The sequence below is a fragment of the Desulfoplanes sp. PS50 genome (genome assembly GCF_053851535.1).
The window spans coordinates 21,031-36,235 of the sequence record NZ_JBSPZA010000013.1 but is presented as its reverse complement, the minus strand read 5'-3'; the positions used below and the strand labels follow the sequence as shown (position 1 = coordinate 36,235).

The 15,205-nt window shown below is 54.6% G+C and carries 16 protein-coding genes; 14 read left to right on the top strand and 2 right to left on the bottom strand.

What is annotated here, in order from left to right:
- Positions 1-50 precede the first annotated feature (50 nt).
- On the bottom strand, positions 51-527 hold the full coding sequence (locus tag ACTVJH_RS07605; protein WP_455989085.1) for a chemotaxis protein CheW: 477 nt from the start codon (positions 525-527) through the stop codon (positions 51-53).
- A 535-nt stretch (positions 528-1,062) separates the two neighbouring features.
- Between ACTVJH_RS07605 and ACTVJH_RS07600 the strand changes: the two genes are divergently transcribed.
- Positions 1,063-1,281 (top strand): hypothetical protein, encoded by a 219-nt coding sequence (locus ACTVJH_RS07600; RefSeq protein WP_455989083.1) that lies wholly within the window; start codon positions 1,063-1,065, stop codon positions 1,279-1,281.
- A gap of 87 nt (positions 1,282-1,368) precedes the next feature.
- On the opposite strand, the gene ACTVJH_RS07595 is transcribed toward ACTVJH_RS07600, so the two are convergent.
- A complete protein-coding gene (locus ACTVJH_RS07595) occupies positions 1,369-2,712 on the bottom strand; it encodes a UDP-glucose dehydrogenase family protein (protein WP_455989081.1) in 1,344 nt (447 codons plus the stop codon).
- Between the two features lie 781 nt (positions 2,713-3,493).
- Here ACTVJH_RS07595 and ACTVJH_RS07590 point away from each other — a divergent pair.
- The 13 genes from ACTVJH_RS07590 (at position 3,494) to ACTVJH_RS07530 (ending at position 15,192) form a co-directional block, all read left to right on the top strand.
- Positions 3,494-4,363 carry a universal stress protein gene (locus ACTVJH_RS07590; RefSeq protein WP_455989079.1) on the top strand — a complete coding sequence of 290 codons (870 nt, stop codon included), beginning with the start codon at positions 3,494-3,496 and terminating at the stop codon, positions 4,361-4,363.
- A gap of 83 nt (positions 4,364-4,446) precedes the next feature.
- Positions 4,447-5,814 carry a F0F1 ATP synthase subunit beta gene (atpD, locus tag ACTVJH_RS07585; RefSeq protein WP_455989077.1) on the top strand — a complete coding sequence of 456 codons (1,368 nt, stop codon included), beginning with the start codon at positions 4,447-4,449 and terminating at the stop codon, positions 5,812-5,814.
- A gap of 164 nt (positions 5,815-5,978) precedes the next feature.
- Positions 5,979-6,362: a F0F1 ATP synthase subunit epsilon gene (locus ACTVJH_RS07580; protein WP_455989075.1), complete on the top strand. Its 384-nt coding sequence runs from the start codon at positions 5,979-5,981 to the stop codon at positions 6,360-6,362.
- A gap of 47 nt (positions 6,363-6,409) precedes the next feature.
- Positions 6,410-6,745, top strand: coding sequence for an AtpZ/AtpI family protein (locus tag ACTVJH_RS07575; protein WP_455989073.1), 336 nt, complete (start codon positions 6,410-6,412; stop codon positions 6,743-6,745).
- A complete protein-coding gene (locus ACTVJH_RS07570; RefSeq protein ID WP_455989072.1) occupies positions 6,729-7,046 on the top strand; it encodes an ATP synthase subunit I in 318 nt (105 codons plus the stop codon). Before ACTVJH_RS07575 ends, ACTVJH_RS07570 begins: the two co-directional genes overlap by 17 nt.
- Entirely contained in the window at positions 7,043-7,738 is a 696-nt protein-coding gene (locus ACTVJH_RS07565) for a F0F1 ATP synthase subunit A (RefSeq protein WP_455989070.1), read from the top strand. Before ACTVJH_RS07570 ends, ACTVJH_RS07565 begins: the two co-directional genes overlap by 4 nt.
- Positions 7,739-7,754: 16 nt before the next feature.
- Positions 7,755-8,030, top strand: a complete 276-nt coding sequence (locus ACTVJH_RS07560; protein ID WP_455989068.1) for a F0F1 ATP synthase subunit C — start codon at positions 7,755-7,757, stop codon at positions 8,028-8,030.
- A gap of 148 nt (positions 8,031-8,178) precedes the next feature.
- On the top strand, positions 8,179-8,928 hold the full coding sequence (locus ACTVJH_RS07555) for a F0F1 ATP synthase subunit B family protein (RefSeq protein ID WP_455989066.1): 750 nt from the start codon (positions 8,179-8,181) through the stop codon (positions 8,926-8,928).
- The gene (locus tag ACTVJH_RS07550; protein ID WP_455989064.1) at positions 8,925-10,469 is read left to right on the top strand and encodes an alternate F1F0 ATPase, F1 subunit alpha; all 1,545 of its coding nucleotides are present in this window, start codon (positions 8,925-8,927) and stop codon (positions 10,467-10,469) included. The genes ACTVJH_RS07555 and ACTVJH_RS07550 overlap by 4 nt, the downstream gene beginning before the upstream one ends.
- A 10-nt stretch (positions 10,470-10,479) precedes the next feature.
- Positions 10,480-11,379 (top strand): F0F1 ATP synthase subunit gamma, encoded by a 900-nt coding sequence (locus ACTVJH_RS07545; RefSeq protein WP_455989062.1) that lies wholly within the window; start codon positions 10,480-10,482, stop codon positions 11,377-11,379.
- Between the two features lie 121 nt (positions 11,380-11,500).
- Entirely contained in the window at positions 11,501-12,580 is a 1,080-nt protein-coding gene (gene mutY / locus ACTVJH_RS07540; RefSeq protein WP_455989060.1) for an A/G-specific adenine glycosylase, read from the top strand.
- 189 nt (positions 12,581-12,769) lie between these two features.
- A complete protein-coding gene (locus ACTVJH_RS07535; protein ID WP_455989058.1) occupies positions 12,770-14,080 on the top strand; it encodes an ATP-dependent 6-phosphofructokinase in 1,311 nt (436 codons plus the stop codon).
- 56 nt (positions 14,081-14,136) lie between these two features.
- Entirely contained in the window at positions 14,137-15,192 is a 1,056-nt protein-coding gene (locus tag ACTVJH_RS07530) for a hypothetical protein (RefSeq protein WP_455989056.1), read from the top strand.
- The last annotated feature ends 13 nt before the right edge of the window (positions 15,193-15,205 follow it).

The following is a 15,205-nucleotide window of genomic DNA, read 5'->3' as shown; positions in this document are numbered from 1 at the left end:
GTCACGGCTCGTTCGAACTCCGGGCGGACATACAGGTCTGTCCCTGCGACTTAAACTTCTCCCAGGGCCGACTTCTCTTCCTTGGAAAGCAGCCTGTTCAGATCGAGCATGATCAGAAGCCGGTCGTCGAGCTTGCCGACCCCGCTGATGTACTCGGAATCAAGGCCTGAAATCACTGGTGGCGGCGGCTCGATGGTACCGGCTGGAATCCGGAGAACCTCGGAAACGGAATCAACCACAAATCCAACGATCATCTGATTGATCTCAATGACAATGATCCTGGTTTTCTTGTCATGCTCCTTTGCCGTGAGGCCGAAACGGAGCCGCAGGTCAATGACCGGTATGACCTTACCACGCAGATTGATGACCCCTTCGACGAAATCAGGGGCCTTGGGAACCCTGGTTATCTCGAGCATCCGGATAATTTCCTGGACCTTGAGAATCTCGACGCCAAACTCTTCCTCTCCAATGCTGAAGGTGACCAGCTGGAGCAGTTCCTCGTCCTTGCGAACTTCATGTTCTGCCATGGAGTATTCCTCCTTTTAGCACATTGATAACGGCAAACAATCATGGGCTATAAAAGTAAAACACGTTTTAGGCAACACGCAAAAAAGTGGCTCACTCCGGCAACCCGTATCAACCAACGAGGTTACGACAAACCTGTCCTCATCCAAACGAGTGGAACATCATGGCTGGTTTGCCCCGTTTTAGGCGGTTCGACTGTCTGACCGAGCGAGGCATCGTTCATCAAGCCGTTGCCGGACACCTTACCAATGCGGCCAAGCCGCAGTTTTAAGTTTTATGTTTTAAGTTTTAAGTTCAAGCGGTTATGAAATTTTCTTATTTTTTATAACAGAACATCCTGAGTAAGGTACTAAAGTATTTTGGTTGTAAAGAGCAACGGCTTGATGGTACGTGGCCCGCGAGGGAGTTTCAAATCGCCCTGAACGGGGCAAACCGGCCATAAAAGACGGGATGAAAATCTGTTGCCAAAGGAATCGTCTTGGGTCATACTTTTTTTTCACGTTATCACACCTATATTTTGCGGAGGCATCCCGATTCATGGCACAGTCCTTTCCCTTTGGTCCGGAACCCGATTTCCAGGAAGAAGTTAAAACCCTTGCCAACGACGAACTCCTCGATTGCTGGGAACAGACCCAGTTCGTGGACGCGTTCATGGAGGGTGCACCCATGGATCAGGTCCCCACCACCGTCTATGAACAGGTCATCCTTCAGGAGCTCCAACTGCGCCGGTATCAGCAACACCGAGGCCCCTTCTGATCGTCTCTGGTTTTCCCTGGACATAAAAAAAATCCCGGATCTACCGGGATTTTTTTATGTCCTACTCTCTCAAATTTCTTCAATTTTCTACAATTTCTCCGGATCAGGTCGACCAATGCAGAAATAGGCAAATCCCAGTCCGGCCATCAGGGAAGGCGAATACAGGTTCCTGCCGTCAAAGATGAGGGGGGCGGTCAGAGAGCGTTTGATCCGGTCGAAATCGGGATTGCGGAACTGGTTCCACTCGGTGACAACGGCCAGGGCGTCGGCGCCCTTGACCGCCTCATATTCATCACCAACGATCTCCACGAGATCGTTGTCCCCGAGCTCATCGGCAGCCCTGGTTGCGGCCACCGGATCAAAGGTCCTGATGCGCATTCCCTCTGCTGTCAATTCCCGGATCATTTCCAAAGAAGAGGCCTCCCGGGTGTCATCGGTGTTGGCCTTGAAGGCCAGCCCCCACAGGGCCAATGTCTTGCCTGACACCCCGCCCTGATCGGCGAAATATGCCCGGATCTTTCGGACCAGCACGGTTTTCTGCCTGTTGTTGACATCATCCACGGCCTTGAGCAGCCGGGGTTCGTAGGCGCATTCTCCGGCAGTATTGATAAGGGCCTTGACATCCTTGGGAAAACACGACCCGCCGTAGCCCACACCGGGATAGATGAACTGGTATCCGATGCGGTGGTCAGAGCCGATCCCCATGCGTACATCCCGCACATCGGCCCCGACCCGTTCGCAGATATTGGCCACTTCATTGATAAAGGAAATCTTGGTGGCCAGCATGCAGTTGGCTGCGTATTTGGTCATCTCCGCGCTGCGAACACCCATGATGATGAGCTTGTCCCTGCTGCGGGCAAAAGGACCGTACAGGGTTCTGAGCAGCTCGGCGGTCCGGACGTTATCTGTACCCACAATGACCCGGTCGGGTTTCATGAAATCGTTGATCGCATCCCCTTCCTTCAAAAATTCGGGATTGGAGACCACGTCGAACTCAAAGGATTGCCCGCGATTTTCCAATTCCCCTTCAATGATCTCCCGCACCCTGTCTGCGGTACCCACGGGAACCGTGGATTTATCGACAACGATCCTGTATCCCGTCATCTTCTGTCCCACAGCGGCGGCAACCTGGTAAACATAGGAGAGATCAGCCGAACCATCCTCTTTGGGCGGGGTTCCTACGCAGATAAACACGAACAGGGCATCCCCGAGCCCCTCTTCGATCTCCGTGGTGAACCGCAGACGCCCCTCGGCTGAGTTCCTGGCGACCAGCTCCTCGAGTCCGGGTTCGAAAATATGCACCTGGCCGGCCCGCAGCTTCTCCACCACCCGGGGATTGACATCCACGCAGCAGACATTGTTTCCCATTTCCGCAAAACAGGCAGCGGATACAAGGCCGACATAACCCGTACCCACGATACAGATATTCATGGTGAAATTTGCTCCTTGATAACGATGAGGTCGTGATAGTGTAGCAGCTTGCAGCACCGATCTGACTCCTTCTTGAGATTGTGGACCGGTGCTAGATCTGCAAAATCTGGTCCGGATCGGCTAACAGACATGCTGACCTCTTTGCAAGACCTTTACAGAGATTTCCCCGAGAAGACGGTATCCGCGTAACAACAGGTCATCTCATACAAATCCTGTCTCCGCGCCTCTGCCAACCGCGCTGATATCCAGTCCTGAAAACAAGTTGTCACCTTTTTTGGTTCATCCGGGAATAGCGTACTTGCAGCTTATCTATTGTCAGTCCCTTTTGGGAAGCAACACCATCGAGGGGCGTTGAACAGGTCGTGTTATCGGTCCGTTCCTCCAGTTCTTTGAAACCCTCCCCCAGCCCCTCCCTGAACTACGGGAGGGGGGCTACAGCGTCCATGTACTCGTTCTCTTTGGGTGCCGCCCGAAGATGTGCATAATGCCTACAGGCAGCTGGGTTCAAGATGAAAAGTACCCTTTTGCCGGATGAGCCACATTTTTTGGTTTTTCCCTGTGCGCTGCGCACTGCGTACTGCGCACTTGTCTTTTCCCTTCTCCCTCCTCCCTTCTCCCTCCTCCCTTCTCCCGTCTCCCTTCTCCCGTCTCCGTTTCTCCCGTCCCCGTTTCTCCCGTCTTCGTTTCTCAAACCCTGATTTTCCTTTACTTTACAAAGCCATTTTGGCTAGTATCAAAACTGCAAACTCACAACAGAGACTTTGATTCAAGGAGATAGTAAATGGAACGACACCTCTTGCTCACGGTCAATGCCTATCACAGCCATCAACACGCCTCCCGTTTTGCCAGCTATTTTCTCAAGGGTGACACCAATACCAAACTGACCCTTTTCTACGTTGCCCCCAATCCGCACATGAATGTGGATCTCACCCGAGATGTCACGAGCAATATCAACGAAGCCGATACCCTGGCGGCAACCTACAAACGCAAGGGCAATCAGGCTCTTGACCGGGCCAAAAAGCTCCTGATCGACAGCGGGTTTCCCGAAAAAATGATCGAGACCAAACTCCAGCTCAAAAATTTCGGCACGGTCATGGACATCATCCAGGAGGCGGAAAAGGGATATTATGATGCAGTGCTCCTGGGCCGCAGAGGGTTGTCCATGTTTGAAGAGCTGGTGGATGACAGCATTAGTAAGAATATTCTGCGCAAAGAGATCGATTTTCCCATCTGGATCTGCAAGGAACCCGAAGCGGGTCGAAAGAATGTCCTTTTATGCGCTGACGGCTCCGAAGAAAGCCTGCGCGTTGCCGATCATGTGGGATTCATGCTCGCCGAGTCCAGCCAGCATGAAGTGACCCTTTTTCATGTCTGCGACAAGGACAAGAAAAAGGTCGATATCTCCTTTGATGCAGCCAGGACAGCCCTGATTGCCGCAGGATTCCCCCAGGAAAAGATCCACGAAAAGATGGACAGGTGCGGCGATGTGGCCAGGACCATCCTCGACTACGCCCTGACCAACAACTACGCGGCCATTGCCATGGGCACCACCGGAGCCGGCCAAAAATATCTGCAGAGCATCTTCATGGGTTCGGTATGCATGAGCATTTTCAAATCGCTGAAAAAGGTTTCCCTGATCGTGAGTAGATAAGAAAGAATAGAGAGTATGCAGTACGCAGTGGGCAGTGGGCAGAAAAGACATGTGGAACGTTAATTTTTTATCGATATATTATCATGACCTCTGAAACGATCGGCACTGTCATCTCCATTCGGGGGAGCATCGTGGACCTCGCGTTCTCCGGGTCCCTGCCGCCGCTGTGGTCCATTGCCTCCACACGGGAAAAACCGGATGTCGTGCTCGAGGTGAGCACGCATCTGACCGAGCACATCGCCCGGACCGTTTCCCTGACACCGACCCAGGGGCTGGCCATCGGCCAGGAGGTCGTGACCACGGGAGAACCTCTGCACGTTCCCGTGGGCAAACAAACACGGTCCCGGATGCTCAACGTCTTTGGGCAGTGCATTGACGGGCTTCCCGAGATGACCACCAAAAAGCGGGCGAGCATTCACAACAAGCCCATTGCCCTGGGCAGCCGGACAACCGGCAGCGAGGTTTTCGAGACCGGGATCAAGGGAATCGACATCCTGGTTCCCCTGGAACGGGGTGGCAAGGCCGGACTTTTTGGAGGGGCCGGGGTGGGCAAGACAGTGGTCATCACCGAGCTGATCCATAATATGGTCGGCCAGCATGAGGGGATCAGCATTTTCTGCGGCATTGGGGAACGATGCCGCGAAGGCGAGGAACTATACCGGGAAATGAAGGAGGCCGGGGTTCTGGAAAATACAGTCATGGTCTTCGGACAGATGAACGAACCGCCCGGGGCCCGGTTTCGGGTCGGGCACACCGCCATGACCATGGCCGAGTATTTTCGGGACAAGGAAAAACAGGACGTCCTTTTGCTCATGGACAACATCTTCCGGTTCATCCAGGCAGGTTCGGAAATCTCCGGGCTCATGGGCCAGATTCCTTCCCGGCTCGGCTACCAGCCGACCATGGGCACGGAGCTGGCAGGGCTCGAGGAACGCATCAGCAGCACAAAAGACGCGGCCATCACCTCCATTCAGGCGGTCTACGTGCCGGCCGATGATTTTACCGATCCCTCTGCCGTGCACATTTTCGGACATCTTTCCGCATCCATTGTCCTCTCCCGCAAACGGGCCAGCCAGGGGCTCTTTCCGGCCATCGATCCCCTGCAATCCAACTCCAAGATGCTTGCTCCAGGGATTGTCGGACAGCGTCATTATGACATTGCCCAGAAGATCCGCAAGACCCTGGCCACCTATGAAGAGCTCAAGGACATCATCGCCATGCTCGGCCTTGAAGAGCTCTCCAGGAAGGATCGGGAAACCGTATTTCAGGCCAGACGGCTGGAACGATTTTTGACCCAGCCCTTTTTCACCACCGAACATTTCACCGGCCGCTCGGGCAAACTGGTGTCCACGGAAAAAGCCCTGGACGGCTGCGAACGCATCCTGAACGGTGACTTTTCCGAGCGTCCGGAAAAGGATCTCTATATGATCGGAACCATTGATGAAGTTTGAAAAAGACTCGATATGTCAAGTACGCAGTACGCAGTGCGCAGTGCGCAGAAAAGACAGTTTGAAGTGGTTAGACATTCGGTTCAAAGGCAACAACTTCCCTGACACAGGGGGCAAGGAATGAAACCTAAAACCTAAAACTTAAAACCTAAAACCGCCTTTCCCCCATGCACCTGCAAATTTTTCTGCCCACAGAGATCTTTTTCGACCAGGAAGCCGTCAAGATCACGGCCGAAGGGGACAATGGCATGTTCTGCCTTCTCCCGAGGCATCAGGATTTTGTCACATCCCTGGTTCCGGGGATTGTCAGCGTCTTGGACTCGGAAGGCAAAACCGTCCACATGGGGGTGGACCAGGGCGTGCTCGTCAAATGCATGGACAAGGTCACCATGGCCGTACGCAACGCCATCATCGGCCCGGACCTGGGAACCCTTGAACGAACCGTCGAGGAACAGTTCAGCGTTCTGGACGACAAGGAACGCACGGCCCGTTCCGCAGTGGCCCGGCTCGAGGCCGGATTCATCCGCCAGTTCCTGAACATGGAAAAATAAAAGCAAGCCGCTCTCTGCGCCTCTGGGCAACAAAACACGATACAACCATGAACATTCACTCCAAGTTCCGCAAGGAAATCGCCCGCAAGGAAAGAAAGCGGCTTGTTTCCCTGAAACATCCCGATCCTCCGGTATGGTTCGGACTCGGAACCTTCGGGGTCGTGGGCTGGAGCGTGGCCATCCCGACGATTGCCGGGATTGGACTGGGGATATGGATCGACAAGAACTTTCCCAGCAGATATTCGTGGACACTGATTCTCTTGACCCTGGGGATCATGGCCGGATGCTTCACGGCCTGGGCCTGGATCTCCAGACAGCGACGGGAAATCCACGACCACGAACGAAAAAGACAGCAACAGGAATCAGATGACAAGCATTCTTGAAATCATCATGCCTCTATTAGCCGGCCTTGGACTCGGCCTGTTCTTTTTCGGAGGGCTGTTGTGGACGGTCAGGCGTATTCCAGGAAACACCCGCCCCAACACCCTGGTCTGGACGAGTTTTCTTGTCCGCCAGATCGTTACGTTTGCGGTGCTCATTCTTGTCTGCAGAGATGAATGGATCAGATGGGTATTCGCCATGGTCGGTTTTCTGATTGTCCGAACCCTATTGATCCACCGGGACAAGCATCTACTGAAAACAACAAAGACGCCTTTCTCCCCGAGCAGGGAAACCAGATCATGACCATTACTCCGGACATAATCATCTTCTGGCAGTACGGGCCGTTCAAACTCAATGAGACCATTGTTTCCACCTGGCTGATCATGGCCCTGCTGGGATTACTCGCCTGGTGGACAGGAAAACATATCTCCAGGGAAAAACCGGCCTCTTTCTGGCAAAACGCGCTGGAGGTGATCGTTGTCTTTGTCCGGGAAATCATCGAGGACACCACAAGCCACCGGGTGGAGGCCATCCTGATATTCACGGGTTCACTCTTTGTCTTTGTGGCCACGGCGAACATTCTTTCGGTTGTTCCGGGGTTCACCACACCCACGGGATCCCTCTCCACGACCACGGCCCTGGCCCTGTGCGTCTTTGTGGCCGTGCCCTGGTTCGGCATCTCCCAGGTCGGGCTGAAGGCCTATCTGGCCAACTATCTCCGCCCCACCTGGATCATGCTCCCCTTCAACATCATCGGTGAACTCTCCCGAACCCTGGCCCTGGCGGTGCGTCTTTTCGGAAACATGATGAGCGGGACCATGATCGGGGCCATCCTCCTTCTGGTCATCCCCCTGATCTTCCCGGTCCTCATGCAGCTTCTCGGCCTGCTTACAGGAGTCATCCAGGCCTATATCTTCGCTGTCCTGGCCATCGTCTATATCGCCTCGGGCATGGAAACCCAGCAGTCCACCCGAAGTCAAACACTTAAAACCTAAAAATCCCGGAGTCCCCATGAGTGATCTCGCCCTGATTGGCATGGCCTCGGCACTGGCATCCGGCCTGTGCATCGCCTTAGGTTCCATTGGTTCGGCACTGGGCGAAGGCCGGGCCCTTGCCCAGGCCCTGGCGTCCCTGGCCCAGCAGCCCGACGAAAGCAACACCATCACCCGCATTCTGTTCGTGGGCATGGCCATGGTCGAATCCACGGCCATCTATTGTTTTGTGGTCTCCATGATCCTGCTTTTTGCCAACCCCTTCTGGAATTATTTTCTCTCCCAGGTGCAATAGGAAAAAGTGCGCAGTGCGCAGGACGCAGTGCGCAGACCTTTCCGACGAGAGCCCATAATTGTTTTGTGAATTCCCGGGAGCGCGGGCGTTTTGTCCGCACCAGGGTATGATCAAAATCCGCCCGTTGTATCGCAACCAAGGATGAACCGTGCTCATCGATCCCTTTACCGTTTTCGTCCAGGTACTCAATTTCATTATTCTGGTCCTGGTTTTGAAACGGTTTCTTTTCCGCCCCATTATCCGGGCCATGAACCAACGCGAAGAGCGAATTGCCAGGGAGATTGAAGCGGCCAGAAAGGACCGGGAAGAGGCGGACGAGGAGCTCAAAAAAATGCAGGAGCGCAAGGCCCAGCTCAAGGAAGAGGAAAACCGGCTCTTCCAGGATGTTACCAATCGGGCCGCAAACCTGGAAAAAGAACTCGTTGCCGCGGCCAAATCCTCGGCCAGGGAAAAGGAACACGCGTTCATCGAGGCCTTTGAGCGGACAAAAATCCGCAGGGCCGATGAGCTGCAGCGGGAAATGGCCGGACATCTTTTCGCCATGGCTGACACGGCCTTGCAGGATCTGGCCGGACATTCCCTGCATGCATCCATGGTCGACAGGTTTTTGAACATTCTGGAGAATGATCCCGGATCCTGGGAAAAACGTTTCCACAACCTGCTTTCCGGACACGACACCCTGATTGTAAGTACCCCCTTTGACCTTGAGGCAGAGACGAGCACACGGCTTCATGCCGTTCTCAGGAAGCGGTTCGGATTCAGGGGAAATCTGGATTTTCGCAGAGACCCCGAGCTCATGGCAGGTCTTGCCCTGAGCGGAAACGGCCACCGTTTGGACTGGACCCTCCACCGCTATCTCGAAGATCTCAAAACCGGTCTTCTGGAGAAGGATTCATGATGTCGGACAACCATGACGACCATTTCAAGGCAAGCATCGAAAGCACACGAAACACGGTGGACAGGGCCATCGATGCAGCCCACCCCACTCTCGAACCCCGGGAAGTCGGTCGTGTGATCGCGGTTGGTCGCGGCGTGGCCGTGGTCCAGGGGCTCTCGGGTGTCCGTTCCGAAGAGCTGCTCCTCTTTGCAGGCGAACTCTACGGCATGGCACTCAATGTGGATCAGGACATCACAGGGGTGGTCATTTTGGGCGACTACGACCATCTCAAGGCGGGGCAGGAAGTCCGACGAACCCAGCGGGTCGTTGACGTGCCCGTGGGCAATGAACTCCTGGGCCGGGTCGTCACCCCCACGGGATTTCCCCTTGACGATCAGGGCCCCGTCACAACCACAACCCGGCTGCCCATCGAACGGGAAGCCCCGCCCATCATGCACAGGGATCCGGTGACCACCCCTCTGGAGACAGGACTCAAGGGGGTGGACGCCCTCATCCCCATCGGAAGGGGTCAACGGGAACTGATCCTTGGCGATCGCCAGACCGGCAAAACCTCCATTGCCGTGGATACGATCATCAACCAAAAGGGCAAAAATGTGCTCTGCGTGTACTGCGCCATTGGACAACGCACAGCAGGAACCGCCATGGTTATCCAGCATCTGCGTGACCACGGGGCCATGGAGTACACTACCGTGGTCGTGGTCGAGGGAGATGACCCGCCGGGTCTTCAGTTCATCGCCCCGTATGCAGCCACATCCATTGCCGAATTTTACATGCAGCAGGGACATGATGTCCTGATCGTCTATGATGATCTCACCCGGCACGCCCAGGCCTACAGAGAGCTCTCTTTGCTCCTGGAGCGTCCGCCGGGACGGGAGGCCTTTCCCGGAGACATCTTTTATGTCCATTCCCGACTTCTCGAACGTTCCACTCACCTGCGCAAGGAGCATGGCGGGGGGTCCCTGACCGGTCTGCCGATCATCGAAACCGAGGCCCAGAACATTTCCGCGTACATACCGACCAACCTCATCTCCATCACCGACGGCCAGATCTATCTCTCCCCGGATCTCTTCCAAAAGGGTGTGCTCCCAGCGGTGGACGTGGGCAAATCCGTTTCCCGGGTCGGGGGAAAAACCCAGTATCCGGGGTTTCGGTCCGTTGCCGGGCAGCTCAGGCTCTCCTATTCCCAATTCGAGGAATTGGAGGCCTTTTCCAGGTTCGGGACCCGGCTCGACGACGCCACCAGGGCCACCCTTGAACATGGCCGCAGGGTGCGGGAAATCCTCAAGCAGCCGCCTTTTTCCCCGTTGAGCGCGGCGGAACAGCTGGCCGTGCTCCTGGCCGTATCCGGCAACCTTTTCGACACAGTTCCTCTGGAAAACATTGCCGCCATGGAAAACCGAGTCCGGGAGTTTTTGGTCGAACTTCCCGAAATCACGCAGTCCATTCAGGAAGGCACGCCTCTTTCAAAGGAAGATCAAACCGCCTTGCTCACCCGTATGGCCGAGCATCTGGGAATCGAATCCCCCAGGCAGCCACAATGACGGACCCGATATGGAAGCGTTGAAGAAAAAAATTCACAGCGCCGACGAGCTCTTCTCCCTGGTCAAAACCATGAAGGCCCTGGCTGCGGTGAATATGCGCCAGTACGAAACCGCGCTGGCATCTCTTAGGGAGTATGCTGCCACCGTGGAAACCGGACTACAGGCCATTCTTGCCCGGATTCCCAAAAAAAAGGCCGGGGGCAGCAGACAGGGACGGACCGGCTGCGGATACATCATTTTCGGTTCGGACCAGGGCATGTGCGGTTCGTTCAACGAACAGGCCGTCGAGACCGCGTACACCCATTGGGAGCAGGAAAAACAAGAAGGACAGGAAATGACCGTTCTCACTGTAGGAGAACGGCTCTACAACGATTTTACCGATACCATCTATCACAGGTTTTCCCTGCCGGCCCAGGTACGAAGGATCACCGCCAGGACCCAGGAGATTCTGGCTGTCATGAACAACTGGCAGCAGGAAAAACAGATCACCACCATTCGCATCGTCCACAACAAACCGGTCCATCCCACGGGATTTGAGACCACCACAACCCGGCTTCTGCCCATCGACCAGACCTGGTATGATCAACTTGCCCGCAAAAAATGGCCGTCCAGACAGCTTCCCCTGACCACGGTCGATCTGGACACCCTGTTGTCCCGATTCAGCAGCCAATACCTGTTCGCCTCCCTGCACCGAATTCTGGCCGAATCCATGGTGGCGGAAAACAGCGTCCGCCTGGCCGCCATGCAGGCAGCGGAAAAAAACATCGAGGAACTTCTGGGTGAACTCACCGGCCAGTATCACAGGGAACGCCAGAGTCAGATCACCGAGGAACTCCTGGACATCATCGTGGGATTCTCGACCATCAAAAAGGGACGTCAGGGGCGCGACACGATCGGGGGTGGCAGCTGAAGGTAACAGGTTCCTGTGACGGTAGAATTGCAGCTACTTTTGAGTGCAGGCTCAAGATACTCCCACCCCCCCTCCTGCGTTTCCCCTTGCCTTTTTCCCGGTTTTCCCGGATGTGGCGGGCATGAATTTCGTACATGCCTTTCAGAACGCACTGCTTGACTGGTTTGCAAAACACCGCAGGGATCTTCCCTGGCGCAGGGATTATACCCCCTACAAAATCTGGATCTCCGAAATCATGCTCCAGCAGACCCAGATGGACCGGGGCGTGGACTATTTCAACCGGTGGATCGCCCGGTTTCCGGATGTGCACAGCGTGGCCTTGGCCCATGAAGACGAGATCATGCGTTTGTGGGAGGGACTTGGCTATTATCGCCGAGCCAGAAATCTGCACAAAACAGCCCGGATCATTGTTGCAAACAATCAGGGTATCTTTCCTGACACCCCTCGGGACCTCGCCGCCCTGCCGGGCATCGGTCCCTATACGGCCGCAGCCATTGCGAGCATCGCCTTTGAACAACCGGTTCCCGTGGTCGACGCCAATGTTTCCCGGGTCCTCTCCCGGATCTTTGATATCGACACATTGATTACCGCATCTTCGACCCGCAGAGTCCTCGAGGACAAGGCCGCAGCTCTACTTTCAGGCTCCTCTCCCAGAGATTTCAACCAGGCGATCATGGAACTGGGCGGTCTGATCTGCACCAAATCCCCTGCCTGTCTGGCATGTCCCCTCAGATCGCTGTGCGCGTCCCTGGCAAAAGGAAACATGCTCGAACGCCCGGTCACCCGGAAGCCGCCCTCGATCATTCCCATTACCATGGCCTCTGGAGTTCTGATACACCGGGAAAGAATTTTCATTCAGAAACGACAGGATGACGATGTCTGGGCCAATCTCTGGGAATTTCCCGGAGGATGCGTCATCCCGGGAGAAGCTCCCAGAAGCGCTGTGGTCAGGGAATTTCTGGAAGAGACCGAGATTCTGGTTTCTGCCCAGGAAAAGGTGGCCGAGATACGACACAGCTACACCCGCTACCGAGTCACCCTCCACGCCTATCTCTGCACGGCCGCTCCCCCGATCAGACCGGTTCTGCATGCTGCCCAGGACTGCAGATGGGTCCTTCCGGAGGAACTCGATCAATTTGCATTTCCGACCAGCCATAGAAAATTGATCGACATGCTGTTCAAAAAAAAGTTTGCCGGATAGAGCAGCACGATTTTTTTGGCCCGAGCTGGTAAACAAACGTATCTTGAGCACAATTTCATGGACCTTTTGCAAAATTCCCGCTAGCAGACATGTTCGAGTGAGCCAGAAAATGGCAGCGTACACTCAAACAAATGCGGCCGAATCGGTTGAGCAAACATAACAGAGAGATCAGTTACAGGTGGTAAAGCGATGCCCACAAAAATCGACACGTCAATCGATACCCTCGGAGCCCCCAAAATAGACAGTACCCTTGCATTTGGTCCTTTTGTCGATCCCGAGGAGAAAACCGTCATTCATATCGGCCCCGATGTGATCGCGGAAGCCGGTGACGAACAGATGCTCCTTCCCTTTGAGGAGGCTGGGCCACGGGAAAAAATCTATTTCGATCCTCCCAAGACCAAATGTGCTCTGGTAACCTGTGGCGGACTCTGCCCGGGCCTGAACGATGTCATCAGATCCATCGTCATGGAGGCCCATCATCACTACAATGTAGCTGCAACCATTGGCATCAGGTACGGGCTGCAGGGATTCATTCCCAAATACGGCCACGACATCATGGAGTTGACCCCCAAAAGCGTGACCTCGATTCACGAGTTCGGGGGAACCATTCTGGCCTCTTCCAGAGGTCCGCAATCCCCTGACGAAATAGTGGATGCCCTCGAACGGATGAACATCAACATCCTGTTCATGATCGGAGGCGACGGAACCATGCAGGCAGCCAAGATCCTCAATCAGACCATTGGCGAGCGCAACCTGAAGATATCTGTTATCGGCATCCCCAAAACAATCGACAACGACATCCACTTCGTGTCCAAATCCTTTGGTTTCGATTCCGCAGTGGCCAAGGCGACCGAGGCCATCCGGTGTGCCCATGTGGAGGCCCAGGGAGCCCCCTATGGCATCGGACTGGTCAAACTCATGGGTAGGGAATCGGGATTTATTGCAGCAGAGGCCACCCTGGCCCTCAAGGATGTCAATTTCGTACTCATCCCGGAAGAACCCTTTGATCTCGAGGGAGACAATGGATTTCTCAAGGCCCTGGAGCATCGCTTGCTCATGCGAAAACATGCCGTTGTCGTGGTTGCAGAGGGCGCAGGTCAGAATCTGTGCAACACGAACAAGAAAAAGGACGCATCCGGCAATCCGATTCTTGGTGATATCTGTGACATCCTCCGTTCGGAGATCAAGACATATTTCCAGAAAAAAGAAATGCCCATCACCATGAAATACATCGATCCCAGTTATATCATCAGATCCATTCCGGCCAATGCCCACGACCGGGTGTATTGCGGATTTTTGGGTCAGCATGCCGTGCACGCCGGCATAACCGGCAAAACGAACATGGTCGTGACGCGACTGCAGGATCGCTATGTCTATCTGCCCTTGAATCTGGTCACCCAGAAACGGCGCAGGCTCAACACCCAATCCATGTACTGGCGTTCTGTTCTGGAATCCACGGGACAGCCACAATATATGAAACAATGCCCTCTACCTGAGTAACAACCCATCAGAGTCTGAATCGGGGTAAACTTTTCATTGTATCAAGCGGGGTAGACATGAAAAAATTGATTCTGATCATCGCCTCCACTCTGGTCGTCGGGGTGATCATCGCAGCAGTGTTCTTTTTTACCCAGCAATCAACCAGCACAAACCAAGAACAGACATCCCATATTGCCGTGATTCCACCGGATACCGCCTCAGAAACAAACGAGAAAAAACGTCTGGAATTGACGTTTCAACCATGGGAGAATGCCACCGAAGGCATCCCCGCAGCAGCCAACCAGACCGAGGCGGAAGACGCCCCCACAACCAGGCAGGAAGACGCCCATGTCACCCTGGATTTTCTCGATGACCTGATTGCCATGGCTGTCGAGCAGTACCATCCTGCCCGATCCGTTGCCAATCCAACACCCCGTGGCCGGTTGAATCTCAGCGCCAAGACCCTGAACATGCGCTACGGGCTTTCCCTGGAAGGCATCAACGACGGAGAAGAAGACATGCCTTCGGCCCGTCAAACCATCTTGTCCTATGTGCTGAGTCCCTCGACCCTGGACTTTCTTTTCAAACTCTATGGTCACGAATGCATCCTCAAGGCCGAAGAACAGATTGGCGCAGCGATCAAGCAGTTTCCTGCTACATCAAACAACCATGAATCAAGACGTCTTACACCTTCAGAGCAAAGGGAGTTCTTCCAGCTCTGTGGCAAAAAACTCCAGGACCTCGGCGAAATATTCAAGGCCATCAGCTCGAATGATCACTTCGCTTCCAATGTTGAAAACTATTTAGGCCTGCGCCAGGAGCTCAACGAGGCCTATTACACCTTCTGGGGTCTCAAGGACAGCAAGGCCGACCAAAACAACATCGATCAGGCCGCCAATACGATCAAAAAGGCCATTCTTGCCTTTGATCAGAGCAAAAAGGCCCTAGTGGCAAGCATCGTCACCAAGGCCCACCCATCGATGACAGGGGAAGGCGATATCCTCTACATTGCCAAATGGGCCTACAGACGGGTGGCCAACCAGGCCACATCCCCAAAAACCTTCAATGCTCTGGGATCGAACCTGGTGAGCCTGGGTAACGATTTTATTCGCCACAAAGAGGGACTGGAATAATCCGGCACCGACT